This is a genomic window from Halomicrobium sp. HArcht3-1, assembly GCF_058933345.1.
This window is the reverse complement of sequence record NZ_JBZYDM010000001.1, coordinates 288798-315652: the sequence shown is the minus strand read 5'-3', so window position 1 is coordinate 315652 and position 26855 is coordinate 288798. Positions and strand designations below refer to the sequence as shown.

At 63.4% G+C, this 26855-nt stretch carries 23 protein-coding genes; 8 read left to right on the top strand and 15 right to left on the bottom strand.

Translation table 11 applies throughout. The annotated features are described in order from the left end of the window. Window positions 1-71 precede the first annotated feature (71 nt). Both AC5FRW_RS01705 and AC5FRW_RS01700 read right to left on the bottom strand, forming a co-directional pair. A complete protein-coding gene (locus AC5FRW_RS01705; protein ID WP_493566688.1) occupies window positions 72-875 on the bottom strand; it encodes an RICIN domain-containing protein in 804 nt (267 codons plus the stop codon). A 131-nt stretch (window positions 876-1006) separates the two neighbouring features. After that, window positions 1007-1444, bottom strand: coding sequence for a universal stress protein (locus AC5FRW_RS01700; protein WP_493566687.1), 438 nt, complete (start codon window positions 1442-1444; stop codon window positions 1007-1009). Window positions 1445-1538: 94 nt separating this feature from the next. On the opposite strand from AC5FRW_RS01700, the gene thrS reads away from it, so the two are divergent. Further along, the gene (gene thrS / locus AC5FRW_RS01695; protein ID WP_493566686.1) at window positions 1539-3461 is read left to right on the top strand and encodes a threonine--tRNA ligase; all 1923 of its coding nucleotides are present in this window, start codon (window positions 1539-1541) and stop codon (window positions 3459-3461) included. A 57-nt stretch (window positions 3462-3518) separates the two neighbouring features. Then, complete coding sequence (locus AC5FRW_RS01690; RefSeq protein ID WP_493566685.1) at window positions 3519-5447, top strand: SLC13 family permease; 1929 nt, start codon at window positions 3519-3521, stop codon at window positions 5445-5447. A gap of 2 nt (window positions 5448-5449) precedes the next feature. On the opposite strand, the gene AC5FRW_RS01685 is transcribed toward AC5FRW_RS01690, so the two are convergent. Continuing rightward, window positions 5450-6478 carry a DUF7972 family membrane protein gene (locus tag AC5FRW_RS01685; RefSeq protein ID WP_493566684.1) on the bottom strand — a complete coding sequence of 343 codons (1029 nt, stop codon included), beginning with the start codon at window positions 6476-6478 and terminating at the stop codon, window positions 5450-5452. 95 nt (window positions 6479-6573) lie between these two features. Between AC5FRW_RS01685 and tgtA the strand changes: the two genes are divergently transcribed. Next, window positions 6574-8043: a tRNA guanosine(15) transglycosylase TgtA gene (gene tgtA / locus AC5FRW_RS01680; protein WP_493566683.1), complete on the top strand. Its 1470-nt coding sequence runs from the start codon at window positions 6574-6576 to the stop codon at window positions 8041-8043. A gap of 104 nt (window positions 8044-8147) precedes the next feature. Here the strand turns inward: tgtA and AC5FRW_RS01675 are convergent, their stop codons facing one another. Together AC5FRW_RS01675 and AC5FRW_RS01670 are read right to left on the bottom strand one after the other, a co-directional pair. Beyond that, window positions 8148-8312 carry a DUF1059 domain-containing protein gene (locus AC5FRW_RS01675; RefSeq protein ID WP_493566682.1) on the bottom strand — a complete coding sequence of 55 codons (165 nt, stop codon included), beginning with the start codon at window positions 8310-8312 and terminating at the stop codon, window positions 8148-8150. A gap of 137 nt (window positions 8313-8449) precedes the next feature. Beyond that, window positions 8450-8674 carry a DUF1059 domain-containing protein gene (locus AC5FRW_RS01670; RefSeq protein ID WP_493566681.1) on the bottom strand — a complete coding sequence of 75 codons (225 nt, stop codon included), beginning with the start codon at window positions 8672-8674 and terminating at the stop codon, window positions 8450-8452. A 149-nt stretch (window positions 8675-8823) separates the two neighbouring features. Here AC5FRW_RS01670 and arcS point away from each other — a divergent pair, with 149 nt between their 5' ends. The 4 genes from arcS (at window position 8824) to AC5FRW_RS01650 (ending at window position 13223) form a co-directional block, all read left to right on the top strand. Then, on the top strand, window positions 8824-10596 hold the full coding sequence (gene arcS / locus AC5FRW_RS01665) for an archaeosine synthase subunit alpha (RefSeq protein ID WP_493566680.1): 1773 nt from the start codon (window positions 8824-8826) through the stop codon (window positions 10594-10596). 35 nt (window positions 10597-10631) lie between these two features. Then, window positions 10632-11066, top strand: coding sequence for a VanZ family protein (locus AC5FRW_RS01660; RefSeq protein WP_493566679.1), 435 nt, complete (start codon window positions 10632-10634; stop codon window positions 11064-11066). Window positions 11067-11103: 37 nt separating this feature from the next. Continuing rightward, window positions 11104-12180: an archaeosine biosynthesis radical SAM protein RaSEA gene (locus AC5FRW_RS01655; protein WP_493566678.1), complete on the top strand. Its 1077-nt coding sequence runs from the start codon at window positions 11104-11106 to the stop codon at window positions 12178-12180. A 305-nt stretch (window positions 12181-12485) separates the two neighbouring features. Continuing rightward, window positions 12486-13223: a DUF4013 domain-containing protein gene (locus tag AC5FRW_RS01650; protein ID WP_493566677.1), complete on the top strand. Its 738-nt coding sequence runs from the start codon at window positions 12486-12488 to the stop codon at window positions 13221-13223. A gap of 25 nt (window positions 13224-13248) precedes the next feature. Here AC5FRW_RS01650 and purQ read toward each other — a convergent pair whose 3' ends face one another. From purQ to AC5FRW_RS01620, 6 genes are all read right to left on the bottom strand, one after another. Continuing rightward, on the bottom strand, window positions 13249-13926 hold the full coding sequence (gene purQ / locus AC5FRW_RS01645; protein WP_493566676.1) for a phosphoribosylformylglycinamidine synthase I: 678 nt from the start codon (window positions 13924-13926) through the stop codon (window positions 13249-13251). A 52-nt stretch (window positions 13927-13978) separates the two neighbouring features. Then, window positions 13979-14236: a phosphoribosylformylglycinamidine synthase subunit PurS gene (purS, locus tag AC5FRW_RS01640; RefSeq protein ID WP_493566675.1), complete on the bottom strand. Its 258-nt coding sequence runs from the start codon at window positions 14234-14236 to the stop codon at window positions 13979-13981. Window positions 14237-14473: 237 nt separating this feature from the next. Further along, on the bottom strand, window positions 14474-15754 hold the full coding sequence (locus tag AC5FRW_RS01635; protein ID WP_493566674.1) for a hypothetical protein: 1281 nt from the start codon (window positions 15752-15754) through the stop codon (window positions 14474-14476). A 253-nt stretch (window positions 15755-16007) separates the two neighbouring features. Further along, on the bottom strand, window positions 16008-17222 hold the full coding sequence (locus AC5FRW_RS01630) for a hypothetical protein (RefSeq protein ID WP_493566673.1): 1215 nt from the start codon (window positions 17220-17222) through the stop codon (window positions 16008-16010). Window positions 17223-17336: 114 nt separating this feature from the next. Continuing rightward, a complete protein-coding gene (locus AC5FRW_RS01625) occupies window positions 17337-18581 on the bottom strand; it encodes a hypothetical protein (RefSeq protein WP_493566672.1) in 1245 nt (414 codons plus the stop codon). A gap of 110 nt (window positions 18582-18691) precedes the next feature. After that, complete coding sequence (locus tag AC5FRW_RS01620; protein ID WP_493566671.1) at window positions 18692-20416, bottom strand: PKD domain-containing protein; 1725 nt, start codon at window positions 20414-20416, stop codon at window positions 18692-18694. 205 nt (window positions 20417-20621) lie between these two features. Here AC5FRW_RS01620 and AC5FRW_RS01615 point away from each other — a divergent pair, with 205 nt between their 5' ends. Beyond that, complete coding sequence (locus AC5FRW_RS01615; RefSeq protein ID WP_493566946.1) at window positions 20622-21596, top strand: formyltetrahydrofolate deformylase; 975 nt, start codon at window positions 20622-20624, stop codon at window positions 21594-21596. A 100-nt stretch (window positions 21597-21696) separates the two neighbouring features. Here the strand turns inward: AC5FRW_RS01615 and AC5FRW_RS01610 are convergent, their stop codons facing one another. The 4 genes from AC5FRW_RS01610 to AC5FRW_RS01595 all read right to left on the bottom strand — a co-directional run bounded on the left by AC5FRW_RS01610 (window position 21697) and on the right by AC5FRW_RS01595 (window position 26801). Beyond that, a complete protein-coding gene (locus AC5FRW_RS01610) occupies window positions 21697-22725 on the bottom strand; it encodes a phosphoribosylaminoimidazolesuccinocarboxamide synthase (RefSeq protein ID WP_493566670.1) in 1029 nt (342 codons plus the stop codon). Window positions 22726-22883: 158 nt separating this feature from the next. Then, window positions 22884-24239, bottom strand: a complete 1356-nt coding sequence (gene cofH / locus AC5FRW_RS01605; protein ID WP_493566669.1) for a 7,8-didemethyl-8-hydroxy-5-deazariboflavin synthase subunit CofH — start codon at window positions 24237-24239, stop codon at window positions 22884-22886. A 119-nt stretch (window positions 24240-24358) separates the two neighbouring features. Continuing rightward, entirely contained in the window at window positions 24359-25378 is a 1020-nt protein-coding gene (locus tag AC5FRW_RS01600) for a sodium:calcium antiporter (protein ID WP_493566668.1), read from the bottom strand. A 97-nt stretch (window positions 25379-25475) separates the two neighbouring features. After that, window positions 25476-26801 carry a cytochrome P450 gene (locus tag AC5FRW_RS01595; RefSeq protein ID WP_493566667.1) on the bottom strand — a complete coding sequence of 442 codons (1326 nt, stop codon included), beginning with the start codon at window positions 26799-26801 and terminating at the stop codon, window positions 25476-25478. Window positions 26802-26855: the final 54 nt, after the last annotated feature.

Sequence of the window (26855 nt, the reverse complement as noted above, 5' to 3'; positions counted from 1 at the left end):
CGACGCCCCGGAAGTCGTGTTCGGTGACGCTGTCTAGCGCCTCCTCGTCGGCGGCGAGGAAGTGTCGGTCGTTACACTTCTCGGATGTTCCAGAACTGGTTCGTGACGCCCGCGTTCGCTCCTTTCCAGGGCCACTGGATGATCTTTGCATCGGGTGACGTACTGGCGCCTTCCACGTCGAGGACCAGTCCGCTGGCGACGTTCTCGATGCGGTACCGACCGGCCGTCCCGTCGATCGGTACCACTTTCCAGCGCTGTGCGTCACTTCCATCCCAGTTTTTCACCTTGAGCGGCGACCCCTGCTTATTGGGCGTTTTCGGGGCGAGAACACCGCCGAAAAAGAAACTCTCGATGCGGTACGTACAGTCGTTCTGCAAGCGAAAGTCCCAGTAGCTGAGCGGGCCGCGTTGGACGACGTTGTCCCGGAAGTCCGCACCCATCGTCAGCCCGGAGTGGTCGGCTTCGACTTGCACCGGGTTCGAATCGACGGGCGGAACGGTGATCCGACGCGACAGTTCCACTGTCTCTCCCGGTGCTGTCGCCGTGATCTGTACGTCGTCGCTGGTGTCGCTGGCCGAGACGAACTCCACGTCGACCGCGTTCGGGGCACCGGGATCGAGTTGGAACGTGACGCTGCTACTCCGGGTGCCCGTATTCGGATCGACGACGGAGATGGTATCGGTCGTTATCTCGACGGTGAACGTCGTTCCACCGTTGTTCGTGAGAGTCAACTGCTCACTGTAACACCCGTTCAGGCCTTCGATCCCGAGCAACGCGTTCTCGTCCGAAGCGACGGTGACAGACGACTGCCGATTGACCGTCGATTTCGTCAGCCCGAAGGTGCGCCCCACCAGCACGGCACCGCCGCTCCCCATGAGGGCTAATGCTCCTCGCCGTGTGAGTGTGCGCTTGTCTCCCACCGTACACCCCCGACCTATTGGGTTCGTAAGGTGTATTGTCGAGAAGCAACGTTAAGCTTGGTGTTCACTCAGCAGTCGATACCGGCTCACTCGATGTTGACGACCAGTACCGGGACCTCGACGCCCTTGAGGACTCGTTCGGTGACGCTGCCAAGCGTCGACACCCGATCGCGGCCGGTCTGACCGTGAGTCCCCATCGTCACCACGTCGATGTCCTCCTCTGCGGCGTACTTCTGAATCGTCTTGTGGGGGATGCCGTCCTCCATCGCCGTCACGACATCGACCCCCTCGTCCTCGGCGCTGACGGCCACGTCGTCGAGAGCGACCTCTCCCTCCTCGCGCAGTGCCTCGATCACGTCGTCCTGCGTGTCCTTGTCGGCGGCGAGGAAGCGCCGCCGGTCGACGACGTACAGCACGTGCAGTGTCGCGTCGTGGTTACGTGCCAGCGTGACAGCGTGATCGACCGTCTTGGCGGTACCCTTGCTTCCATCCGTCGGCAGCAGTATATCGTCGTACTCCTCCATCGGTTCGCTCTTCGTCCCCATCCCCAATATGTGTGGCCCCAACGCGCTGCCCCATCTCAATACACTTATCCCGGCGTGTCGTTTTGTGCCGTGCATGAGCACGGTCACGGTCACGCTACCGGATGGCTCTCCCCTCGAACTCGACGAGGGGGCCACCGTCGAAGACGCCGCCTACGAGATCGGTCCGGGTCTTGGCTCGGACACGGTCGCCGGCGTCGTCGACGGTGCGCTCGTCGACAAACACACTCCCCTGCCCGACGGCGCAGACCTCGAAATCGTCACAGACGGGTCCGAGGAGTACGTCGACGTGCTCCGTCATTCGGCAGCCCACGTCTTCGCACAGGCGCTCCAGCGACTGTACCCGGAGGCGAAGCTGACACTCGGACCGTGGACCGACGACGGCTTCTACTACGACGTGACGGGGGTCGATCTCGACGAAGACGACCTCGAAGCGATCGCGGATGAAGCCCACGACATCATCGACGAAGACCTCGACATCGAGCGGGTCATGCTCGACCGCGAGGAAGCCATCGAGCGCTACGCGGACAACGAGTACAAACAGGAGATCCTCGACACTGAAGCGGCGGGCGAGGACCCCGTTTCCTTCTACGAGCAAGGCGAGTTCTACGACCTCTGTCAGGGTCCCCACGTCGAGTCGACCGGCGAGATCGGCGGCTTCGCGCTGCTCGAAATCTCGGCCTCGTACTGGCGCGGTGACGAGGAAAACGACACGCTGACGCGGGTCTACGGCACGGCGTTCCCCACCGAAGACGAACTCGACGACTACCTCGAACGCCGTGCGGAGGCCAAGAAGCGCGACCACCGCAAGATCGGCCAGGAGATGGACCTGTTCTCGATCGACGAGACGACCGGTCCCGGTCTCCCGCTGTACGAACCCAACGGCAAGCGCATCCTCAACGAACTGTCGGACTACGTCGCGGAACTGAACTTCGACGCCGACTACGACGAGGTCGAGACCCCACACGTCTTCCGCACGGAGCTGTGGAAGAAGTCGGGCCACTACGACAACTACGTCGACGACATGTTCCTGCTGGACGTCAACGACGAGGAGTACGGGCTGAAGCCGATGAACTGCCCGGGCCACGCGACGATCTTCGACCAGAAGTCGTGGTCCTATCGCGACCTTCCCGTCCGCTATTTCGAGGACGGCAAAGTGTACCGCAAGGAACAGCGCGGCGAACTCTCGGGCCTGTCGCGAACGTGGGCGTTCACCATCGACGACGGCCACCTGTTCGTCCGGCCGGACCAGATCGAGGAAGAGGTGCGCTCGATCATGGAGATCATCCTCGAAACCCTGTCGACGTTCGGACTCGACTACACGGTCCAGCTTGCGACCCGTCCCGAGAAGTCCGTCGGCTCAGACGAGATCTGGGAGCAAGCCGAGTCCCAGTTGGCCGCGGTACTCGACGCGGAGGACGTGGACTACGACATCGAGGCGGGCGACGGTGCGTTCTACGGGCCGAAGATCGACTTCGCCTTCGAGGACGCCCTGGGTCGCCACTGGGACGGTCCGACGGTCCAGCTAGACTTCAACATGCCCGAGCGGTTCGACCTGACCTACACGGGCGAGGACAACGAGGATCACCGCCCGGTGATGATCCACCGTGCCCTCTATGGCAGCTACGAGCGGTTCTTCATGGTGTTGATCGAACACTACGACGGGAAGTTCCCGCCGTGGCTCGCGCCAGAGCAGGTCCGCCTGCTGCCCGTCAGCGACGACAACATCCCATACTGCGAGGAGATCGCAGACGAACTCGACGACTTCCGCGTCGAAATCGAGGACCGCTCGTGGACGGTCGGCAAGAAGATTCAGGTCGCCCACGACGACAAGGTGCCGTACATGATGGTCATCGGAGACGACGAGGAAGAGGCCGGGACCATCTCGGTGCGCGACCGCAAGGAGCGCGAGGAGAAGGACCTCGAACTGAGCGACTTCAAGGAGCATCTCGAACGCGAAGTCGAGCAGAAACGGACCGCCGTCACGTATCTCGTCTGAGGGCGCTCCCGTCGTCAGAGGCGGGGCTTTTTAGCGTCACTCGCTGAACGGGCAGCTATGTCGCTGTCGACGGGGACCGTCGTCGTCTTCGCGCTGATCGCCGTCGCCCTGATACTGTTCGTCACGGAGTGGCTTTCACCCGACATCACCGCCCTCGCGATCCTCGTTTCGCTCGCCGTCCTCTCGCCGATCACCGGCGTCGACCCACGAACCGCAATCGAGGGCTTTGCCAGCCCCGCCGTCGTGACGATCATCGCGATGTACATCCTCAGCGCCGGGATCGAGGCGACCGGCGTCATCCAGTTGTTTGGATCGTATCTCTCGTCGGCGACCGGCGGAGACGAGCGGCGCGTCCTCGGGGCGACGATCGCCAGCACCGGGCTGTCGGCTGGCTTCATCAACAACACGCCGATCGTCGCCATGTTCGTCCCGCTGGTCACCGACATCGCCGAGCGCTACGGTCTCTCACCCTCGAAGTTGCTCATGCCACTGTCGTTTGCGGCGATGCTCGGCGGAACAGTGACGCTGATCGGCACCGCGACGAATCTGCTGGTCAGCGACCTCTCGCGTCAGTTGCTCGATCACCCGATCGGGATGTTCGAGTTCACGCCGGTCGGCCTGCTGACGCTTGCCGTCGGACTGGTGTATCTCGCGACCGTGGGCTACTGGCTAGTGCCCGAGCGGATCCGGCCCTTCGCCGATTTCACCGAGGAGTTCGACATGGATCGCCACCTCGCACAGCTAGAGGTCCGTGAGGACTCGCCGCTCGTCGGGCTGACAGTCCGCGAGGCACTGGACCGCCCCGACGTGGTGATCGACGAGCCACCTGCCATCCCGGACGAACCGCTGGCGGCCGACGCCGACTTCCGGGCTATCGTCACGGCCGGGCAGGCGATCGACGTGGACGTACTCCAGTTCCAGCGCAATGGCGAGGCGTTCTTCGCGTCGACGACCGACCGACCGATCGAAACTGGTGACGTGCTGACGGTCCGGGGCAACAGACAGGCCACCAATCAGTTCGGGGAGGCGTTCGGGCTGCGACAGCTCTCACGCGAGTCGGTCACCGAGGACCTGCTGTCGGCCAGCGGTCACCCGGGCGCTCTCGTCGAAGCGGTCGTCCACCCCGAATCACGGCTGGCCGGGCGGACCATCGCCGACGTGGACCTCCGCGCACGATTCGACACGACCGTCCTCGCGATCCGCCGGGGCGAGGAGTTCGTCCACGAATCGCTGGCCGGCCACGTTTTCGGGACCGGTGACACGCTCCTGCTACAGGCCCCGCCCGACGCCGTGGGCTACTTGCAGGAAGAGGGGTATCTCGTCCTGACCGAGGGACCGGCGGAGCTGTTCTCGACGGCCGAATCGACGCCCCGACCGTCGCTATCGCCGAAAGCCCCGGTCGCAGTCGGGCTTTTGTTGGCTGCGGTCGCCCTCGCGGCGCTCGATATCGTCCCCATCTACATCGCAGCACTGGGCGGCGTAGTCGGCCTCGTCGCGACGGATACGATCAGCACCGCGCGGGCCTACGGCTCGGTCAACTGGAGTGTCGTCTTCCTGCTCGCGGGGATGTTACCGCTGGAACGCGCGCTGCAGGCGACCGGCGGCGCGACCCTCATCGGTGACGCACTCGCCTCGGTCGCGCTCGGTCTCCCACCACTGGCGATGCTGGGGGGCTACTACCTCTGTACCGCCATCCTCGCGAGTGTCATCACCCCCGTCGCGACGGTCGTCGTCCTCTCACCGATCGCGGTCACGACGGCCGAGTCCGCTGGGCTGTCGGGGTTCCCCTTTCTCTTGATGATACTGTTTGCGGCCAGCAACGCCTTCCTGACGCCGATCGGCTACCAGACGAACCTCATCGTCTACGGGCCGGGTGGATACCGCTTTACCGATTTCGCCCGCGTGGGCGCACCGTTACAAGCGCTGTTGCTCGTCGTCACGACCCTCGGCGTGGCGGCGCTGTGGCTCCCGTCGGCATTGCCCTAAGCTCACACGTCGTTTTGCCCGTCCGTCCCCGACCGGGCCGTATCCCGCAGGACGAGCGGGCCGATCGCCAGCGTCCGCTTGGCGACGGTGACGATCCGCAGGATGTACGACAGCAGGAGGGCGAACGGGACGAGCGCGACCGTCGCCGCCGTGGCGACGAGCCAGACGACACTGTCGACGCCGAGATACGTCCCGGCGATCACGCTCGTACTGTCGCCGTAGACGATCATCGCGATCGAGACGACCAGCGCCGGGACGGCGGCGTACGCGATCACCCGCGAGAGATTGATCAGTTCCCACTGGAAGTACAGCGTCTTGACGTGCTCGCGGGCCGGGCCGAAGGCGGTCAGCGTCTCGACCAGATCGTCGAGCCTCGCCGCCACCTCGTCGCTGTCCGTCTCCGAGGCGAGCCGTCGGCACTCGTAGATCTTGCCGGCGTAGTTGAAGTTCAGCGCCGCGAAAAGCACCGAGAACGTCCCGAACTGGGCGTCTTCGAGGTCGTCGCTGACGGCGTCGGCGTCGGACTGGAGTTCGTCGGCGAACGACGCGACACGGTCGTCGCTGCTGTCCTCGACCGCATCGGCGAGTGCCGACGCCTTCGTCCCGACAGCCTCGACGATGGACTGGAGGAAACTCGCCGGGTCCGGCGGACTCACGTCGCTCTCGATGACCGACTCGACGGAACGACGGAACGACATCGCCCCCTCCATGCGCTCGTGCTGGTCGCCGACAGCACCGAGTTCCTGTGAGAGCACGAGCTGGGCGAGCGTGACGACGAGCGTGACACCGGTGATGATCGCCGTCACCAGCGCCTGAAAGAGTGTCTCGACGGGATCGCTACTCCCCATCGTGGCCCGGAGGTCGGTGCCGACGATCTGGCTCAGACTGACGAGTGTCAGGAAGACGACGACGAGCGTCAGGGCAGTCAGGACGCGCCGGTCCGCGCCGAGCAACACCCAGAGCTTCCAGCGACTCTCCGCGGCGCGCTCGCGCATCGTCCCTTCTCCGACTTCGTCGTCGGCGCCTGTCATACGCGTGGGTACTGACCCGAAGCCCCTAATGGTACGGCCGACGGCGACGAATCTGGAACGCAATCCTTAGGCCGACGGTCGACCGAGTGAACCCAATGCGAGACCACTTCGAGGTCGGTCGCTACGACGCGGCCGGCCGGCTGGGCGAGCTGACGGTGCCACGGGCCGGCGTCACCGTCGAGACGCCCGCACTGCTGCCGGTCGTCAACCCCCACGTCCAGACGGTCGCGCCGTCGACGCTCGAATCCGAGTTCGGGGCCGAGATCCTCATCACCAACAGCTACATCCTCCACCAGAGCGACGAACTCCGGGAGCCAGCCCTCGAACGAGGCCTGCACGATCTGCTCGATTTCTCGGGTGCGATCATGACCGACTCCGGGTCGTTCCAGCTTGCCGAGTACGGCGAGATCACCGTCACGACCGAGGAGATTCTGGACTTCCAGCAGCGCATCGGCAGCGACATCGGAACGCCAGTCGACATTCCGACGCCGCCGGATGTCGAGCGCGAACGCGCCGAGACCGAACTGGAGACCACACAGGAACGCCTCGAAGTCGCCGAGGGCGTCGACACCGGCGAGATGCTGAAGACGGCACCGATTCAGGGGTCGACCTACCCCGACCTGCGCGAGCGCGCCGCGGCACACGCCCACGGGACCGACCTCGACGTGTTCCCTATCGGCGCGGTCGTGCCGCTGATGAACGAGTATCGCTACGCCGACCTCGCCGACGTGGTCGCTGCGAGCAAGCGCGGACTGGGAGAGGACGCGCCAGTCCACCTGTTCGGTGCCGGTCACCCGATGATGTTCGCGATGGCCGTCGCGCTGGGCTGTGACCTGTTCGATTCGGCCGCCTACGCGCTGTACGCCCGCGACGGACGCTATCTCACTGTTCGTGGGACCGAGCACCTCGACGACATGGAGTACTTCCCCTGCAACTGTCCGGTGTGTGTCGAACACGAACCGGCCGACCTGCGCGAGATCGGCGGGCAGCGCGGCGAGGACCTGCTGGCTCGGCACAATCTCCACGTCACCTACGGCGAGATCCGGACGATCAAGCAGGCGATCCGCGACGGCGACCTGATGGAACTGGTCGACTCGCGTGCCCGCGCTCACCCGACGATGCTCGACGGCTACCGCGCGCTGTTGGACCACAGCGAGCAACTCGAACGCACCGACCGGATCGCCAAGGACACCTTCTTTCACACCTCGACAGAGAGCGCACGGCGACCCGAAGTGGTCCGCCACCACCAGCGCCTCGACCGCCTGGACTGTGCGGGCGAGGTCCTCCTGACGGAGGGCGAGCGCGACGATGCCTACGACGAGTGCTGGCGCGTCACGCCGCCCTTTGGTCCGTACCCTCGGGAGATGACCGACGCCTACCCCTTCACCGCCGAGGTGCCCGAACGGCTCAGCCGGCTGGCCTACGAGACCGCCGCCGACGGCGTGGCTCGACTGGCCGAGTGTAATCCCGACGCCGACCTCACGCTCGCCCAGTTCGACTGGCCTGCGAGCGCGCTCGAACGCGTCCCCGAGTCGGTGACGGTGCGACGACTCGGGGCGGACTGATACGGAACGTTGTCGTTGCGTACCGGTGAGCGTCGCCACGGGGTAGACGCTCACCGGTACATCGATACAACCGTCCGTATGAGCAGCCGAAAAAACGAAGCGGTTCAGACCGTCTTCCAGGCCCCGCGGATGTCGCTCTCGGACATGTTCGTGTCGTGGACCTCGCTGGCGTGTTCCTGTACGAATTTGATTAGCTCTGACTCGTTCTCGTCTCGGATCACGAAGTCACAGTCGTACCCCGCGTCTCGGCATGCTACTTCTTTTGCCATACTGTAGTCCTCCAGTGGGAGATGTGGCGGTCGGGTCCTTGTTATTGGCCTGTTACGTGGCCAATCGGTAGATTACCGGTCGCAAGGGGGATGTATCCGTACCAGTCGGCGGCGACAACGACCGGCAACTGTCCGTCTCAGTCGTCGTGGACGCGCTCGTGGAGCTTTCGGGCGTCCTCCGGAGTCGTCGTGATCCACTCACCGTCTTGCTCTAGCTTGACCTGCACCATCCCGTCGGGGATGTCCGCCTCGACCTCGTTCGCGTGTTCGTCGACGATATGCTCGGCGTACTGCGTCCATGCGGCCTCCTCGGACGGGGCGATGGCGTGCCAGGAACAGTCTGGATAGGAGCACTGCCTCATCTACGTACCCCGCTCAAGCCGTCTGTTCACTTGATCGTTCCGGTTGGTAAGGAGAGACATACCGATCGGAAACGCACGGTCCGAACACCGACACGCTGTCTGGGGCCGAACTCGCAAGATAGTTGGGCACTCGCCGCCGAATCGACTGCATGACCGAGTATTTCGAGGTTCACGAGCGCGACGGCGCGGCGCGGCTGGCCGAGCTACGGCTGGCCGACTCGCCGACGACGCCGGCGGTCGTGGACGAGTACGTCGCCGACGCGGGCAGTCTCTGGCCCGAGGAGCGAGACGCACCCGAGGGCGACGAGTCCGTCCTGACAGTACTCCCCCACCGTGGCCTGCCGGGCGGGACGCCAGACGAGGTGACCGACGCCTTCGCCGTCGACTATCCTGACGTGGACTTTCCCAGCGCCGCCGTCGTCTCACCGGACACGGCCAAGAACTACGGTGCGGACGCCTACGTCCTCTCTGGCGCGCCGGGTGTCGTCGGCCACGCCGCAGCCTTCGTCGACGCCGTCGTCGAGACCCGCGAGTCCATCCCGGACGACACCGCGCTGTATCTGCCGGGCGTCGCGACCCCGCGCAACGTCGCGACGCTCGTCTACGCCGGCGTCGACCTCGTGGACACCGATCGCGCCGTGATCCGCGGGACGCAGGGCCGCTATCTCACGACCGACGACGCCTATTTCCTCGAAGACCTCGACGAACTCCCCTGCTCGTGCCCGGCCTGTCAGACGCCCCGCGAGGACTTCACCCGCGAGGACTGTGCCGACCACAACGTCAACGCACTCGAAGCGGAACTCCGCCGGGTCCGTCGACGAATCCGCGACGGCCGTCTCCGAGACTACGTCGAGGGACAGGCCCGGCAGGACCAGTGGCTCACGGCCACGATGCGACGACTCGACCAGCAGTACGCCTATCTCGAACGCCACACGCCGATCTACCGGCGCGACGAGATCACCGCCGCGACCGAAGACACCATGCGACGGGTCGAGATCCAGCGCTTCGCCCAGCGCGTGACCGAGCGCTATCAGTGTCGCTTCGACGAACAGCCCCTCGTCATCGTCCCCTGTTCGGCCCGGAAACCCTACAGCGACTCCCAGAGCCACGAGCAGTACCACCAGTCGATCCAGTTCCGTGGTCACCTCATGTCGATGACCTCGCCAATCGGGGTCGTCCCGCAGGAACTCGAACTGACCTACCCCGCACAACACTACGATTCGGTCGTGACCGGCAACTGGACGGCAAACGAGATCGAGTTCGTCAGCGACGTACTCGAACGCTACCTCGAAGACAAATCCTATCCCGAAGTGATCGTCCACGTTCCCGGCGAGGGGTATCGCGAGATCTGTGAGCGCGTCGAAGAGTCGCTCGACCTCGATTTCACCTACACCGTAGAAGACCACCCGACGACGGCCGACTCGCTGGCTAACCTCGCGGGCGCACTGGAGGGGTATCCGAAGTATCTGAAACGCGAACGTCAGCACAACACGCTCCGGGCGGTCGCCGACTACCAGTTCGGGGCCGGTGCCGGCGACGAACTGTTCGGCGACGATCTGACAGCGGAAGGGACCTATCCGCAACTGCGCGCACACGGTGCCCGCGACGACGACGGACAGGGCGAACAACTCGCCGCGCTGACCCAGCAGTACGGTGTGCTGGGCCTGACCATCGCCGGGGCGCGCCGCTGGGTCGATGCCGATGTCCCAGCAAAGCGCGTCGAGATCGACGCCTTCGTCCCCCACGGCTCCGTGCTTGCGCCGGGCGTCGTCGACGCCGACGACGAGATCCGAGTGGGTGACGAGGTCGTCATCGAGGGACCCTCGGCCTTCGGGATCGGCCGCGCTGCCATGCCCGGTCCGGCGATGACCGACGCGACCCGCGGGATCGCCTGCGAGGTCCGCCACGTCGAAGAACAGTAGCCAGAGGACACCGCCACACGCGTCTCAATCCAATCATGGCCCGCCCCGTCCCACTCGTCCCGTCGACACTCCGCTGGGCTGCCGTCGCGCTCGTCGCCGGGACCATCCTCGTCGCTTCGGTCGTACGTACCGGGAGCGCCGGACAGGCCACCGGCCCGCTGGGCGTCGGTCTCGACAAGTATCTCCACGCAGGTGGCTACGCCGTGTTGGCGCTTGCACTGGCCTACGCGATGGCCGAGTGGGACACCCGACGTGTTGCCATCGCAGCCGTCACTACGGCCTTCGCCTGTGGTCTCGCCGTCGAACTCTTCCAGCTGTCGCTCCCGTATCGACAGTACAGCGGTCTCGATCTGCTCGCCAACGCGGTCGGCGCGACAGTCGTCGGGACGGCGTGGGCCGCTCTTGGCGGCCGGGTCCGGTTCCGGCGTGTGACGCTGCCCGTCGGCGACAGGGGCCGGCGCGAGTCGTAGCGAAGCCGCTTTAGGCACCGAGACGCTTCGTTCGACAATGAGTACACCCACGCCCGACGTCTACGAGCAGGGCAAGGGCATGGACGCCCACAACAAGGTGATGCGCGAGGTGCGCTCGCGCAACGACGCGTCCTACGACCCCCGCGAGCCGACGCGTGTCTGGCTGGACGAGGACAACACGCCAGACGGCGTCTACCAGAGCCTGACGATCATCCTCAACACCGGCGGCTGTCGCTGGGCGCGTGCCGGCGGCTGTACGATGTGTGGCTACGTCGCCGAGAGCGTCGACGGCGGCAGCGTCGCCCACGAGGACCTGATGGCCCAGATCCAGCACTGTCTGGACCACGAGGCAGAGAACGCCGACGAGAAGGCGGGCCTGATCAAGATCTACACCTCCGGCTCATTTCTCGACGAGCGCGAAGTCGGCGCGGAGACTCGCCGCGCCATCGCCGAGACCTTCGGCGACCGCGACCGGATCGTCGTCGAATCCCTGCCGGACTTCGTCGACCGCGAGAAGGTCGGCGAGTTCGTCGAACAGGGTCTCGAAACCGACATCGCCGTCGGGCTAGAGACCGCGACGGACCGCGTCCGCCGGGACTGCGTGAACAAGTACTTCGACTTTTCGGACTTCGAGGCCGCGGCAGCGGAAGCCCAGGCCGCCGGCGGCGGCGTGAAAGCCTACCTCCTGATGAAGCCACCCTTCCTCACCGAGTCCGAAGCCATCGAGGACATGAAACGGTCCGTGCGCAAGTGCGCCGGCGTCGAGGGGTGTCACACCGTCTCGATGAACCCCTGCAACGTCCAGCGCTACACGATGGTCGAGGAACTGTACCACGACGGTGGCTACCGTCCACCGTGGCTCTGGTCCGTGTGTGAAGTTCTCGAATCGACCGCCGACGAGGACGTGATCGTCGTCTCCGACCCCGTGGGCCACGGGAGCGATCGGGGCCCGCACAACTGCGGCGACTGCGACGACCGCGCACAGCGCGCGATCAAGGACTTCGACCTCCGACAGGACCCCAGCGTCTTCGAGCAGGTGTCCTGCGAGTGTGAAGCGACCTGGGACGCCGTCTGCGAGCGCGAACGCAGTTACTCGCTGCCACTCGCACGCTGAGCGAGCGCACTACCCCGTAATTACCACGCCCTGTGAGACTGTACCAACGTCTGACGGCGCGCCCGCACGCGGTTTCACTTTCACTTCGGTAACCGCGGCTTTTTGTTTCTGGGGGTGTTAGGCAGCCGTAGGGGTCAGGACCTTGTCACACGCTCCATGGCCCCTCGTTCCCTTTCACTCGTGAGCCACGGCGTCGAATCGTGTGGCTGTCTGGTACCTCGACGACAACCGACCGGAGAGTCTCCGGTCAGAGAACTGATCGTTACACAAGCTATTTATCCATCTCCTGAAACAGATCAGTCACTATGTTGGAAGCAGCCTTCCGCTATCAGGCGCAGGGCGACGACTGGGTCAAACGCGTCGCCATCGGTGGTGTGGTTGCACTCCTGAGTTTCTTCATCGTACCCGCGTTCACGCTGCAAGGGTACATGCTCGAAGTGATGCGCCGAGTGATGGGCGGTCAGGTCGAGGATCCGCCAGCGTGGGACTCTCTCGACCTCGTGGAGACGACTATCGACGGCTTGCGTCACATGGTCGTCATCGTCCCGTACGTGCTGGCCGTCCTGTTGTTAGCCGGGCTTCCCGTGGTCGCACTCTTCGCAATCGGTGCATTCGCCGGCGGCGAGGCGCTCTGGCTCCTCGGCGTCCTGCTCGGTACCCTGCTCTATCTCGTCGGTCTCCTCGCCATGGTCGTCGTCGCACCGATCGCCACGGCCAACTTCGTCCGAAAGGACAGTATCGCCGCCGGCTTCGAGATCAGCGTCATCCGCCGGCTCGCGACCAACAAGACGATGCTCAAAGCCGTGCTGCTGGGCGTCGGCGTAAACATCATCGGCAACGCCGTCACGACGATGCTGCTCTTCACGATTGTCGGCATTCTCGCGTTCCCCTTCATCCAGTTCGTCGTCCAGTCGGCACTGTTCTACGTGTGGGCACGTGGCTTTGCCGACGCCTACGAACAGGAGTACGGCAGCCCCCCGCTGGCGACCGCCGAGACAACCACCGGCGACACCGCTGGATCACCCGCTGACGGACCGATCTGAAACGGCCAGAAAACGCGCTCGCTGCCTATTCGGCGAATCCTCGAAGGACGCCCTGCCCGGCGACGTTGCCCAGATCCGGCAACGCGACACGCTCGGGGTGGGGCATCATCACGGCGACGTGGTCGTCTTCGCCGGTGATCCCGGCGACGTTGTGCTTCGAGCCGTTCGGATTGGCACCCTCGTGGACCACGCCGTCCTCGTCGCAGTACTTGAACAGGATCCGGTCCTCGGTCTCCAGTTCGTCGAGCCGTTCGTCGGTGATCTCGAACCGCCCCTCGCCGTGTGCGATGGGGAACTCGACGACCTCGCCCTCGTCGTACGCGCTCGTCCACGGCGTGTCGGCGTTCTCGACGCGCAGATAGACGTGCTCACACTGGAAGCGGGCGCTCTCGTTCGTCGTGAACGCGCCGGGCGTCAGCGACGACTCACAGCCGATCTGGGCACCGTTGCAGACGCCGAGTACCGGTACCCCATCGGCCGCGGCCTCGCGCACGTCCGCCATGATCGGCGACCGCGCGGCCATCGCTCCGGCACGCAGGTAGTCACCATACGAGAAACCACCGGGCAGCATGATCCCGTCGAGGTCGTCCGGCAGTTCGTCCTCGTGCCAGACGAGTTCGGCGTCGATCCCTAACTGCGAAAGCGCCTGCACCGAGTCCCGATCACAGTTCGACCCACCGAATCGGATGACGGCAACTGTCACAGTGACCACCTCGTGCGAGAACCGAGCGTTACCGTCGTGAAGACTGCGACCGTCATGCCTCGGCCTGCTCGACCGCCACCTCGTAGTCGTGGATGGTCGGGTTCGCCAGCAGTCGCTCGGCCATCTCGCTGGCTCGTTCGGCCGCCGCGTCCTCACTCTCCGCGGCCAGATCGATCTCGAACCGGTCGGTCGACCGCAGCGCGTCGAGTTCGAATCCGAGCCGGTCGAGGGCGCGCTTCGTCGTCTCGGCCTCGGGGTCGAGAACGCCCCGCTTGAGCCTGACCGTCACGGTCGCGGTGTAGTCAGTCATTGATGGATCGACGGTCGGGACCGGAGAAAACGCTTGTGTTCTGTCCCGAACCGAGCGATGACGGCAACAGTCGTCCAGGGCAGAACGACACCACACCGGACAGGTCGATTTCGCTGGCTGGTCGACTCCAGTCAGTCGCTCGTGGCGTTCGGGGTAGTCCGGTTCGTCGTCTTGGAGACGTTTTGGCGCGTGTTTCGCGGGACCTGAACCTCACCTTCACGACTATCGATGACGTGACTATCCCGTCTCGTTCGCAGTCGTCTCGTTGAGCGTCGATACGTCGACCAGCGTCCCGTTGACCATCGTCGTCCGATTCATGGAGTGACGCTTTGATACCGGCGGCTTGATCTCGGAACTGTTCTCGACGTTGGAGTACTCGTATCGGCTCTCGAACGAGGAATCTTTTTCTTCGTCGTAGCCGGGATTCGCAGGCCCCTGTCTGAGCGAGTAAAAGAAGCTGTCAATACTGGGTCCAACTCCAAGTCCGCTTTTGTTCGCCCCCATCGCTGCGACCTCTTTGCTCAGTCGAGTGAACCTGTACAGCTCACGTTCATCAGGCGTTACATACCGCACAACAGTGAACTCTGGAATCCACGACCCGTTGACCCTGCTGTTGCTCTCATTCACGTAGTACTTATAATTATCTACGTTCGTGTAGGCGAGCGCACCGGCGATACCTTGGTTCTGTGAGACGTTCAGGAACTCCCCGCCGAGGACCGTGATAACGGCGTAGTCGTGCTCGGTGTTCACCCAGATGCTCGGCTCCGCGTTGGTTTCTGAGTTGGTTCCGTTCGCAAACACGGCGAAGTCGTAGGCCCACTCCGCGTATCGCTCACTCTCGTTCCAGGTGGGACTGGGTCCATCGAACCACTCTGCCTCTTGCGTATCAGACTCCCCAGATTCCTCAGAGTTGTCGGGCGTCTCGGGTAGCTCACCCTCACGCGGCGCTCGGTCGACGCTCATGCGGTACTCGAAGGTCGAGACCGAACTATCCGGCGAGGGAGAGACGATGACGGTGTAGCGCCCAGTCGCGGGCAAGGTCTCCCGTTCGAGCTTCGCAGACTCTCCAACGCCACCATCGTCGTCGATGTTAAGCACCGTGCCGTTGGGCGCGCGAAGCGTGATGTGTGGGTCGCCCTCGAACGTTTGCACGGAGATGTTGACCGTCTGGTTGGCCTCGGCGACGAACACGACCGGCTCGTAGTGGCCGCGCTCATTGGTCGGATCCCCGCGGTCGATCTCCCCCGTCGTTTGCGTAGGCGCTCCCCCCGCTGGGACGACTTGTACATCGACCTCCCGGAGGTCGATCGCGTCGGGATCGGGAGTTGGCGTCGGCGTCGCAGTCGGGGTCGGTGTCGGCGTTGCGGTGGGCGTAGCGGTCGACTGATTCGGGCGCTCATCCACACCAGTGTCCGCTTGGCCGACTCCAAGGCCGTTGCAGCCAGCACTCACCAGTAGCACCGCAAGCAGAACGCTGAGAACCGCGTGTCGAGTTGCAGGAGTGAACGTTGATTCCATGTTGAGATCACTTTTTTTCGCATTCCATCTGATTGTTGCTTTGTGTTCGCTTATAAAACCGAGGTGCTTCGAGCGCGTACTGGCACTGGGGCCGGGACCGCTATACGTCAGGGATTTCGGACAAGAAATGGCAAAGAGGCGAGACTATTACTAACAAGTCCCGTGCCATTTTTTAATCGTGGAGGTGGCTTTCCCATCATTGGTTTTACCATCGATCCGTACAGGTCGAAAATCGCAGGCCGGTAACCACCGATCAACCGTTCGTGGCGTTCGTGGTGGTCCGATTCGTCGTCTTGGAGACGTTTTGGCGCGTGTTTCGCGGGACCTGGACCTCGCCCTCGCGGCTTTCAAGAAATGGGCTTTCGCTCAAGTTCTCGATCGCATTGGACGCCGATGGCTCGTACAGATCGTTGGCTGGGCCGAGATACTTCGCGCGGAAGAAGTCGTTCGTACTCGGTCTCAAGCTATCACTGACGTTACTGACGTTCGCACCTTCCACAGCGGACGCTTTGCTCATTCCAGTGAACCGGTACAGTCCACGATCTTCGGGCGTCACGAACCGGAAAAACGTCCACTCGGGAATCCACGACGTATCGACCTCTGAAGAGTTCGCGTACGCTTCGTAGAGTGCGACATTAGTGGCCGCGAGCTCTCCAAGTACTGACTGGCGAATACTCACGTTGTAATGTGGGCCGTCGATCAGAGTGATGATGACGTAATCCTGTTCGGCATTCACCATTACTTGCGGTTCGATGTCTGTTTCTGGGTCTGTATCCTCTGCGACCGTCCCAAAGTCGTAGGCCCATTCGGCATACCGCTCGGTCTGGTTCCACATCGTATCAGGAGCCATCCATTCATCGCTCTGAGAGTCGCCGATCGTCTCGTTTCGAGGAGTTTCAGTCATCTCGGGTAGCTCGCCCTCACGCGGCGCTCGGTCGACGCTCATGCGGTACTCGAAGATCGAGACCGAACTGTCTGGCGAGGGGGAAACGATGACGGTGTAGCGGCCGGTCGCGGGCAGGGTCTCCCGTTCGAGCTTCGCAGCCTCTCCAACACCACCATCGTCGTCGACGTCGAGCACCGTGCCGTTGGGCGCACGAAGCGTGATGTGGGGGTCGCCCTCGAACGTTTGCACGGAGATGTTGACCGTCTGGTTGGCCTCGGCGGCGAACACGACCGGCTCGTAGTGGCCGCGCTCATTGGTCGGATCGCCACGGTCGATCTCCCCCGTCGTTTGCGTAGGCGCTCCCCCCGCTGGGACGACTTGTACATCGACCTCCCGGAGATCGATCGCGTCGGGATCGGGAGTTGGCGTCGGCGTCGCGGTCGGTGTCGGTGTTGGCGTCGGCGTTGTAGTAGTGTGCGGTTCTGTACCGTCGTCGTCTGCGCCCGTATCAGGGTCACTGGCGCAAAGGCCGTGGCAGCCGGCAGTCAATAATAGAGCGGCAGCGAACACTGTCAGAACCATGTTTCGTGGCAGGAGCGAATGGCTTGAGATCATCAGAGACTCACTTGTTTTGGTATCATTGGGATTATTTCACTCCTTGTTATATGAATTGCAGTCCGTGCTTGCCGACTCGATCTATCCCTCCGAGGAATTGTTAGCGACTGAGGGGATGCTGGTCGTTCTGTCGATGCTCGGCCGATATCGATCTATCGGGGGCGCTTCCACCTCGCTCTCGATATGGGTATAGTTGATGTCGGCTCGGCTCTCGATGGAACCGCGAGTACCCGGCTCGTAGTTTTCGTTCGCAGGTCCAAGATAGATCGACCCGAAGAAGTCATCGATACTGGGGCCGACGCCGTAGCCACTCATGTTTGCTCCTTCCATTGCGGACTGCTTCCGAAAGGCGTTGATTCGGTACAGTTCGCGGTCTTCGGGCGTCACGAACCGCACGTATGTGCGGTCAGGGAACCACGTCTCGTTGACGACCTCGTTGCTCTCGTTGACAGTTCCCTTGTACAGTTCCACATTTGTCAGAGCAAGGGAAGCAATGATATCCTGTCGATGGCTACCGTCGTAGAACGGGCCGTCGATCATCGTGATGACTACGTAATCCGCTTCAGGATTCACCCAGACGCTCGGCTCAGCATCGGCTGCCGGATCAGTATCATTCGTAATCTCGGCGAAGTCGTGAGCATGTTCGGCGTACCGCTCGGATTCGTTCCAGTTTTCTGCGTTGCCGCTAAACCAACCAAGCGCATCAGATTTAGTTTCCGTCGGCGTCTCAAGCTCAGCCTTCCGGGGAAGACGGTCGATGGTGAGATAGTAGCCGAACGTTGCAGTGGAACTGTCATCGGCACTGCTGACGATAACAGTGTAATGGCCCGTTACCGGCAGCGTCTCGTTCTCGATCGAGGCCGCATCACCGACCCCTCCGTCATCGTCGATATCGAGCGTCGTCCCGTTGGGAGCGCGAAGCTCAACTTTCGGATCACCGCCGTTGAGATACGCCGTAGCTGTGACGTTGATCGTATCGTTGGCCTGCGCGACGAACATTACGGGCTCGTAGTGGCCGTCCTCGTTGGTCGGGTCGCCACGGTCGATCTCACCCCGCGTGTTCGGATCGTTGTCGCTGGTCCCGGTGACGTGTACCTCGATCTCCCGCAGGTCCCTTGCGTCAGGGTCGGGCGTTGGCGTGACGGTTGGCGTAACCGTAGCGGTAGAATCGGGCGTAGCATCTACGGTAGGCTCGGCACTTCCCCTGTCCACGCGTGTATCGGTTTCCCCGACACCAATGCCATTACAGCCAGCACTAATCAGTAAGGCGGCGAAAAGAACGCCGAGAGTGATTTTTCGAACTGAAGCAGTGTTCGTTGAGATCATGTTGAAAGTGCTTTGTTTCAATCTCCACAGTTGGTTTATTTGTGTTGGTATATAAAATCTCAGTCGAAGAGATGAGTTACATTCAATCTCACCAATGTCAGTGGATCAATTCAGCACGCGCCCTGCCACCTCTCCATTGCAGTGCAGTCATTCCCGGTATCACTGCTAGACGATGAACCACTGTTGGAAGATGAGTCCTTACCAGACGATGAACCACTGTTGGAAGATGAGTCCTTACCAGACGATGAACCACTGTTGGAAGATGAGTCACTGCCGGATGATGAGTCAGAGTCGTCTGAAGGTTCCGTGATGAGTCCACTATCGGTGTCCGGCGGTGACGTATTATGACTGGAAGACCCCGGACCGTATGGTCCAGTGTGCCCTCCCGAGCTACCGGATGACGGACCGCTAGCGGACGAAGAGTCGGAATCGTCTGAAGGTTCCGTGATGAGTCCACTATCGGTGTCCGGCGGTGACGTATTATGACTGGAAGACCCCGGACCGTATGGTCCAGTGTGTCCTCCCGAGTTACCGGAGGAGAACGATCCACTGCCGGACGATGAGTCAGAGTCGTCTGAAGGTTCCGTGATGAGCCCACTATCGGAGTCCGGCGGTGACGTATTGTGACTGGAAGATCCCGGACCGTATGGTCCGGTGTGCCCTCCCGAGATACCGGATGACGGGCCGCTACCGGACGATGAGCCGCTGCTTGATGACGGGCCACTACTCGACGACGAGCTGGAGTGGTCTGGAGATTCCGTTTTCTTTGGCGAGTCATTTGTGCTGTCGCCATCTCTCACATTCCTGATTTGCTCGTTATCCTCAGCTCGTTTTTTCTCGATAGCTCTGGATCGGACAACAGACTTGACAGAGTAATCGACCGCTTGGAGATCTGTGCCGGTATCGACCTCGTACTGGCTCCTGTCGACATAGTCGCTGATAGTAACTGTCTTTACATCATCCTCAAAGACATCCGCCAGGATGTTCATCGTTATCTCACCGTCTCCGTCAGCATCAGCTAGTCGGGTGCCGTTGACCTCACCGCCCTCACCGAGGGTATGGTAGACCCGATCATTATCACAGCCAGCTCCATGAACCGTACGGTACTCGTAACCGTCACGGATGACACGACAGCCGCTGCTGTCGTCGCCACCCGAATTACCACGTCCCTCAGAACCACCAGTCATAGCGGGATTTGTCGTTCCACTGCTGGAGGTGTCTCTCACCACCTCGACACTCACTGTCGTCGTATTGACGTAGCCGTCTTCGTCGGTCGCGACGGCGAGTAGTTCCTTGGACCCGAGCGCGTCGAACGTATGGGTCGTCGTGACAGAGCTACTGTTGCCGGACACGTCGAAGCGGTCGACGCGGGTGCCGTTGTGGAAGAGCTCGACGCGGCGGAGAGTGCCGTCGTCGGTGCTCGTGTCGACGACGATGGGTGTCGACGCGCCGGGTGTCGTCGTGTCGGGCAGTCCGGTGGTGATGTCGGGACCACGTGGTTCGCCGACGGTGACGAAGAGTGTGTCCGAGGCGGTCGCGCCGTCGTCGTCGGTCACGGTGACCGTGACGGCCCAGCGTCCGGCTGCGTCGGGTGTGAACGTCGGCGTCGTACACGTCCGGCAGGAGGGTGTCAGCGTCGTTCCGTTCGGTGCTTGGAGCGTCCACTCGGTCGCGGTGAGTCGGCCGTCGGGATCCGAAGAGCCACCGGCGTCGAGGTAGACCGTCGTGCCGACGGTGACAGACTGGTCGAGACCGGCCGCCGCGGTGGGCGCTTGGTTATCTGTTGCAGCGGCTGGGACTGCCAGTATCGTCACGACTGCGGCGAACACGATCACGAGAGCGGGCCATCGGCGCATCTACGCACGCCAGTGGTTTCGTCCCCGCATATATAATTTCGTCTCTTTCGCTCATAGATTATACTGTAGCTAACCATGTCGCATGCGGATGGAGTTGGGACGATGGCAGGCAACACGAAGGCTTTTGAAGTGGCGCAACGGACGGGAGAGCAATGAGTAGGGACATCGTCACAGGGTGGTGGACGTGACGCGGGACCTGACCGAGATCACCGTCGTCGGTGACGACGACACCGGTCTGATCGCCGAAGTCACCTCCCTGCTGTTCGAGCGAAGCATCAACATCGAGGATCTGGACCAGGCGGTCCGTGAAGGCGTGTTCCGAATGACGATGCACGTCGACACCGGCGAGATGGTCTGTACGGAGGGGAAACTCCGGGAAGACCTCCACGATCTGGGCGACGAACTCGGCGTCGACGTGCAGGTGCGGTTCCCCGCCGACCGCGAGACCCAGTCGATCGCCGTCCTCGTGACCAAGGAGAGTCACTGTCTCGAAGCGTTGTTCGAGTCGTGGGCCAGTGGCAACCTCGGTGCGGATATCGACGTGGTGATCGGGAACCACTCCGATCTCCAGCCCTTGGCCGAGAAGTACGACGTTCCCTTCCACGACATCGGCGACGAGAAGGGGACGCCCGACGAGGACGAACTGCTCGAACTGCTCTCGGAGTACAACGCCGATCTGATGGTGCTGGCCCGCTACATGCGGATTCTCAGTCCCGACGTGGTGTTTCGCTACGAGAGCCGGATCATCAACGTCCACCCGTCGCTGCTGCCGGCCTTCCCCGGGGCCTCGGCGTACATGCAGGCCATCGAGGAGGGGGTTCGGATCGCCGGTGTCACGGCTCACTACGTGACGACGGACCTCGATCAGGGACCGATCATCACCCAGCGGGCGTTCAACGTCCCCGACGACGCGGCCGAGGAGGAACTCCAGCAGATCGGCCAGCCCCTCGAAGCCGAGGCGCTGATCGAAGCGATCAAGCTCCACCTCAACGACGAGGTGACGGTCCACCGGGGCCGGACGAAACTGCGTGATCCCGACACCGTGGACGCACAGCTCGGTGCGCCGCGCCAGCTCGATCGGGAAAATCCCGATCGACCGATCGATGGACTCGGTGAGATCGTCGCTGGCGATGACGACGGCGCACAGGCCGACGACTGAGGCAGTCAGGTCGTTCTTTCTCGGAACCGTCGACGAGGGACACGTCGAGACATCGCGTGAGGAGATCGGCGTCTCTCCCAAAGCAGGAAGCTGCAGGGGGCTACAGGTCGCGGACGGTCGCGACGGCGTCGTCGAGGGGCGGCGCATCGAACACGTCGCGGCCGACGTAGGCGTTCGTCCCGGCACAGTAGAGGTCGCGAGCGGCACGGATGACGTGGTCGTCGAGCGGAGTCGGTTCGACCGCACACAGTGACTTCCAGTCTGCGACGCCCGTCTCGTCGGCTTCCGCCTTCGCGGCGCTGACCGCTTCGACCCACGCTGGCTGGGTGCGCTTGTGATACTGGCGGATGACTTCCTTCGAGACCTGCTGGCCGTCGTAGGCAAAGCGGTTCTCGTCGAAGGTACCGACCACGTCAGCGACGTGAATCTCGCCCTGATGGTAGCAACACTCGATCTTGCCGTCCTCGTGGACCAGCCCCGCGTCGGCGGCTTGCTCGGTGACGATATGATTGACGGCACGCGCGAGTTCGTCGAGGCGGTCGATGTCGGCGATGCCCGCGATCTCGTCGGCCTCGGCACGACTCAAATAGCGATCCTGTTCCTCGTACTTCGTCGAGAACTCGACGATCGGTTCGTCGAGGTCGACGACCTCGTCGGGCCACGTCTCGAAGTCGAGTCCGTGATCGGCCGGGTCGGTGCGCGTTCGCAGCGAGGAGCCGACACCCACGCGATTGCGGAAGACGATTTCGAGCGGGATCAGGTAGTTCTCGTCGGCATCGGCGTGGAAGGCGTCGTAGTCGTAGCTGCCGTCCTCGAAGGGTAGCTCCGGGACCTGCGTGAGTGCGATCGCCATCTCGTCGGGTGCGACGCCGGCGTCGATGGCGTCGTCGAGGTCCATTTGCTCACCCTCCACGACGACCCCTTCGTAGTGAGTGGGGATGGCGTTGGTCTCCAGCAGTTCGAAGTTGAACGCGCCCATCGTACACAGCGACGCCCCCTTGTCGGGGATCTGGTCGGGCATCTTCCCCCAGTCGAAGACGGAGTAGTCGTCGGTGAACACGAACGCACCACGGCCAAAGTCGTCGGCGGTGGCCGGCTCGTCGACACGGAACTCCTTGACGCTCGTCATTACTGCTCGGGTAGTCGGGGGCCGGACATAGACGTTTGCACTTCGGTCGACAGTTGCAGTTGAAGCGATTGAGCACCGATCGCACTGACGGATTTCGACGTTTCGCGTACCGTCTCGTGCCCTCGGGAACGATGTCGACCGGACAGCAAGACCAGTCGTTACTCTAACAGCGGCGTCCCGTCGGCCTTCGGCCCGAGCGTCGGGCCGATCGGCGACTCGTCGGGGTCGATCCGGCGGCGCTGTCGGTAGTCCGTCGAGCGCTCGACCGGCACGCGACCGACGGCGGTGATCATGTCGACGTACTCCTGAACGGTTCGCATCTCGCCGTAGTCGCCGCCGGCGCGCTTGGTGATCTCCTCCGAGAGGATCGTTCCCATGAAGTCGTCCGCGCCGCAGGTGAGCATCTTCAGCCCCTTGGCGTCGCCGTATTTGACCCACGAGGTCTGGATGTGTTCGACGTTGTCCAGGAACAGGCGGGCGACGGCGATCAGGAGTTCGTCCTCGGCGTCGGTCGCGCCCCCGGAGACTATCCCTTCATCGTAGAGGGGCGTTTGCTCGTGGATAAAGGAGAGCGGAACGAATTCCGTGATCGCCCCCGTCCGGTCCTGTAGCTCGCGGATGCGTTGGAGGTGGCGCGCCCGGTGGGCCTCGTTGTCGACGTGGCCGTACATCATCGTCGAGGTGACATCGAGACCGACGTTCGCCGCGGCCTCCATCGCGTCGAGCCACTCGCCCGTGTCGATCTTGCCCGGACAGATCACGTCCCGGACCTCGTCGACGAGGATCTCTGCTGCGGTGCCGGGTACGCTGTCCAGCCCGGCGTCTTGCAGTCGGCCGTACACCTCCTCGTAGCTCCAGTCGGTGCCACGGCGGGCGTGATACGCCTCCTCGGGCGTCATCGAGTGGAGGTGGACGCCGCCGACGCTCATCGCAGCCATCTGCTCGGTGTAGGTCCCCGGATCGGTGTCGTACTCGCCGGGCGAGCGATAGTTCAGGTCGCCCCGGTCGCTGGCTTCGAGGATCTCGCGATGGTCGTCGTCCAGCGCGAAGGCGGGGTGCAGTCCCGACACCGAGGTGACCTCGTAGATCCCCATCTCGACGGCGTCGGCGACGATCTCGCGGGACTCGCTCGGGGTCTTCGTGAAGCCGCCGTGCTCGCCCTGATACTCGCTGCGGAACTGCTCGGAACGGTCCTTGAAGTTGCAGAACAGACAGCCCGTGTTACAGGCCGTCGTCACGTTGTTGTTGAGATTCGCGACGAAGGTGACTTCCTCGCCGACGACCTCGGCCCGGCGGCGGTCGGCGGCTTCGAGTACCTGCTCTTTGCGGACGCCGTCGATCCCTACCCGGTCGGTCCCGGTCGTCAGCAGTTCGATGGCGTCGTCGACCGACAGACGGGTCCCATCGCGGGCCTTCGCCAGCGCGTTCTCGAAGGACTGGTCCGTCTCGGGACGATGCTCGAAGTCGAACTCGCCTCGGGGGACGTTCGCTGCGGCGTCGAAGGCGTTCGGCATCGTCTACCGATAGGTCCAGGGGAGCAAAAGCGTGGCGGGAGTGAGCAAAACCGCCGGTTTTGCGATGGTCGCCACGCGAGTGTGGCGAGTGTGGCGGGACCGGGTGATCTGACCCGTATCTACGCGGGGATGATCCCGACGATCACGCCCGTCGTCTCAAGCACGACCCAGACGACGAACGCGGCGTAGGCCACGAGCAGGGCGTAGGCTTCGCCGGTCGTCATCACCATGTCGGTCCGCAAGGCGGTAAACAGCATCAGCGTCGCCAGCGTGAGGATGCCAAACATCGGGACGGCCATCTCGAAGTCGATGGCGGCCTCGCCGACGATGAGCACGCCCACGGGGATGGCGACGAGCAGGTCGAACGTGTTCGACCCCAGTACGTTCCCCAGCGAGGCGACGGCCCTGTCGTCCTGTGCCGATCGGACGCTGACGAGCGTGTCGGGGAGACTCGTGGCACCGGCGATGATCGTCACGCCCATGATGAACTCCGGGACCCCGAGTACCGCACCGATCTCGCCGACCGACTCGACGAGGTAGTGGACGGCCACGAGGATGACGAGCAGTCCGGCCAGCAAGAACCCCCACTGCCGACGCACGTCGATCCCCTCGGCCGCGCTCGGGTCGGCCTCGTGATCGCTGGTGTCCTGAAACTGGATGAAGACGTACAGGCCGTACATTCCGATGGGGATCAGCGCCAGCGGCCGCGTGACGGTGCCCATTAGCGTCGCCCCGTCGACCGGGTAGTAGATCACCGCCATCGCGAAGGTGATCACCAGTACCGACACCGCGAGCATGTAGAACTGCGCTTCCTTGTAGACGAGCGCCCGATTGGACTCCATCTCGCCGTCCTTGGCGATGCCCGACACCGCGGGGATCACGAGAATGTTGAAGATCGCCGAACCGACGATCGCACCGACACCGAGCGACAGCGACCCCTGCAGTGCCGAGGCGACGACACTCGCCAGTTCGGGGAAACTGGAGCCGATGGCGGCGACGACCGCTCCCTGCACGACCAGTGGCAGCCCGTAGTACGTCGATAGCTCGTCGCTTGCACCTTCGAGCCAGTCGCTGCCCTTCCAGATCGCCACGGTCGCCGCGAGGATGATCGCGACGTCGATCGGGGAAACCCCACTCATTGAGCGACGCGTCGCCGCGTTCGCTGTTATGTGTTTGGGTCCACGCACGACAGCCCATCACAGCGTCGCGTGATGTTGTCAGTGGTCCCCGGAACACTCACTTCCGCCTTCGGGGCGTCATCGGCATCGGGTGATCCGGCTGGAGGGTCACCGCAGCGGCCAGTTCGAGGTCGTCGTACTCGCGGACGAGCGTCCACTCGCGGGCCAGCGTCGCGAGGATCAACTGGGCTTCGGTCATGGCGAACTGCTGGCCGATACAGCGCCGGGGGCCGCCGCCGAAGGGGAAATAGGCGTACTCGGGACGGTCGTCGCTGCCGAGGAAGCGTTCGGGACGGAACTGCTCGGGGTCGTCCCAGAAGCGCCCGTCGCGGTGCAGGACCCACGTCGGGAGCGTGATGAGCGAACCGGCGGGGATCGTGTAGTCGCCGATCACCACGTCGCGGGTCGGCTCACGCCGGATGTCGTGGGCCGGCGGGTAGAGACGCATCGCCTCTTTCACGACGGCCTCGGTGTACTCGAAGGTGAACACGTCCTCGATGGTCGGTCGGCCGTCGAGCTGGTCGTCGAGTTCGTCGTGGAGTGTCGCTTCGGCGTCGGGGTTGCGCGAGAGGAGGTCCCAGACGTAGCTCATCGACAGGGCCGTGGTCTCGTGACCGGCAAAGAGGAACGTGACCATCTCGTCGCGGATCGTCTCGTCGTCCATCGCGGTGTCGGCGTCGAGCAACATCGCCAGCAAGTCGTCGCGGTCGTCGCCGCCGTCGCGGCGCTTGCGGCGTCTGGTTTCGACGATGTCGTAGATCTGGTCGTCGATGTGGTCGAGTGCGCGGTCGGCCCGCCGCAGGAAGGGGACCGGTGCCCAGTCGGGCGCGAAGAAGGTGATGGGCTGCTTGCTGGGCTTGAGCGGTTCCTGAAACGCCTCGACGGCATCGTAGAGACCGCGCTCACCCGGGTCGATCTCCTCGCCGAACATGCAGTCGACGAGGATATCGAGCGTACAGCGAGTCATCGCACTCCTGATGTCGATCGGGTCCCCGCCGGTCCAGCGGTCGCCGGTCGCCGCTGCCTGACCGGCCATGATGTCGGCGTAGTTCCTGATGTGGTCCATGTAAAACGCCGGCTGGATCGCCTCACGCTGGCGCTCCCAGAAGTCGCCCTCGCTCGTGATCAGGCCACGACCGACGAACTCCCGTAGCTGTGCCGTCCCCTCCTCGTGTTTCGAGAACGTTTCGGTGTCTTCGAGGACGCGCTTGACGTCCTGTGGGTCGGTCAGCATGTAGGTGTCCCAGCCCAGCATCTCGTAGTTGACGACGCGGCCGTACTCGTCGGCACAGCGCTCGCGGAACGCACAGGGGTCGCGCGCCCACTGGTGGGTGTTTCCGAGTACTGGCAGACCGCGCGGACCGGGAACGTCAGTGGTCGTCATCGTGTGAAGAGACGCGCCGGACGCGCCTCGCTTTGGTGCCTCACCGACGAGGTC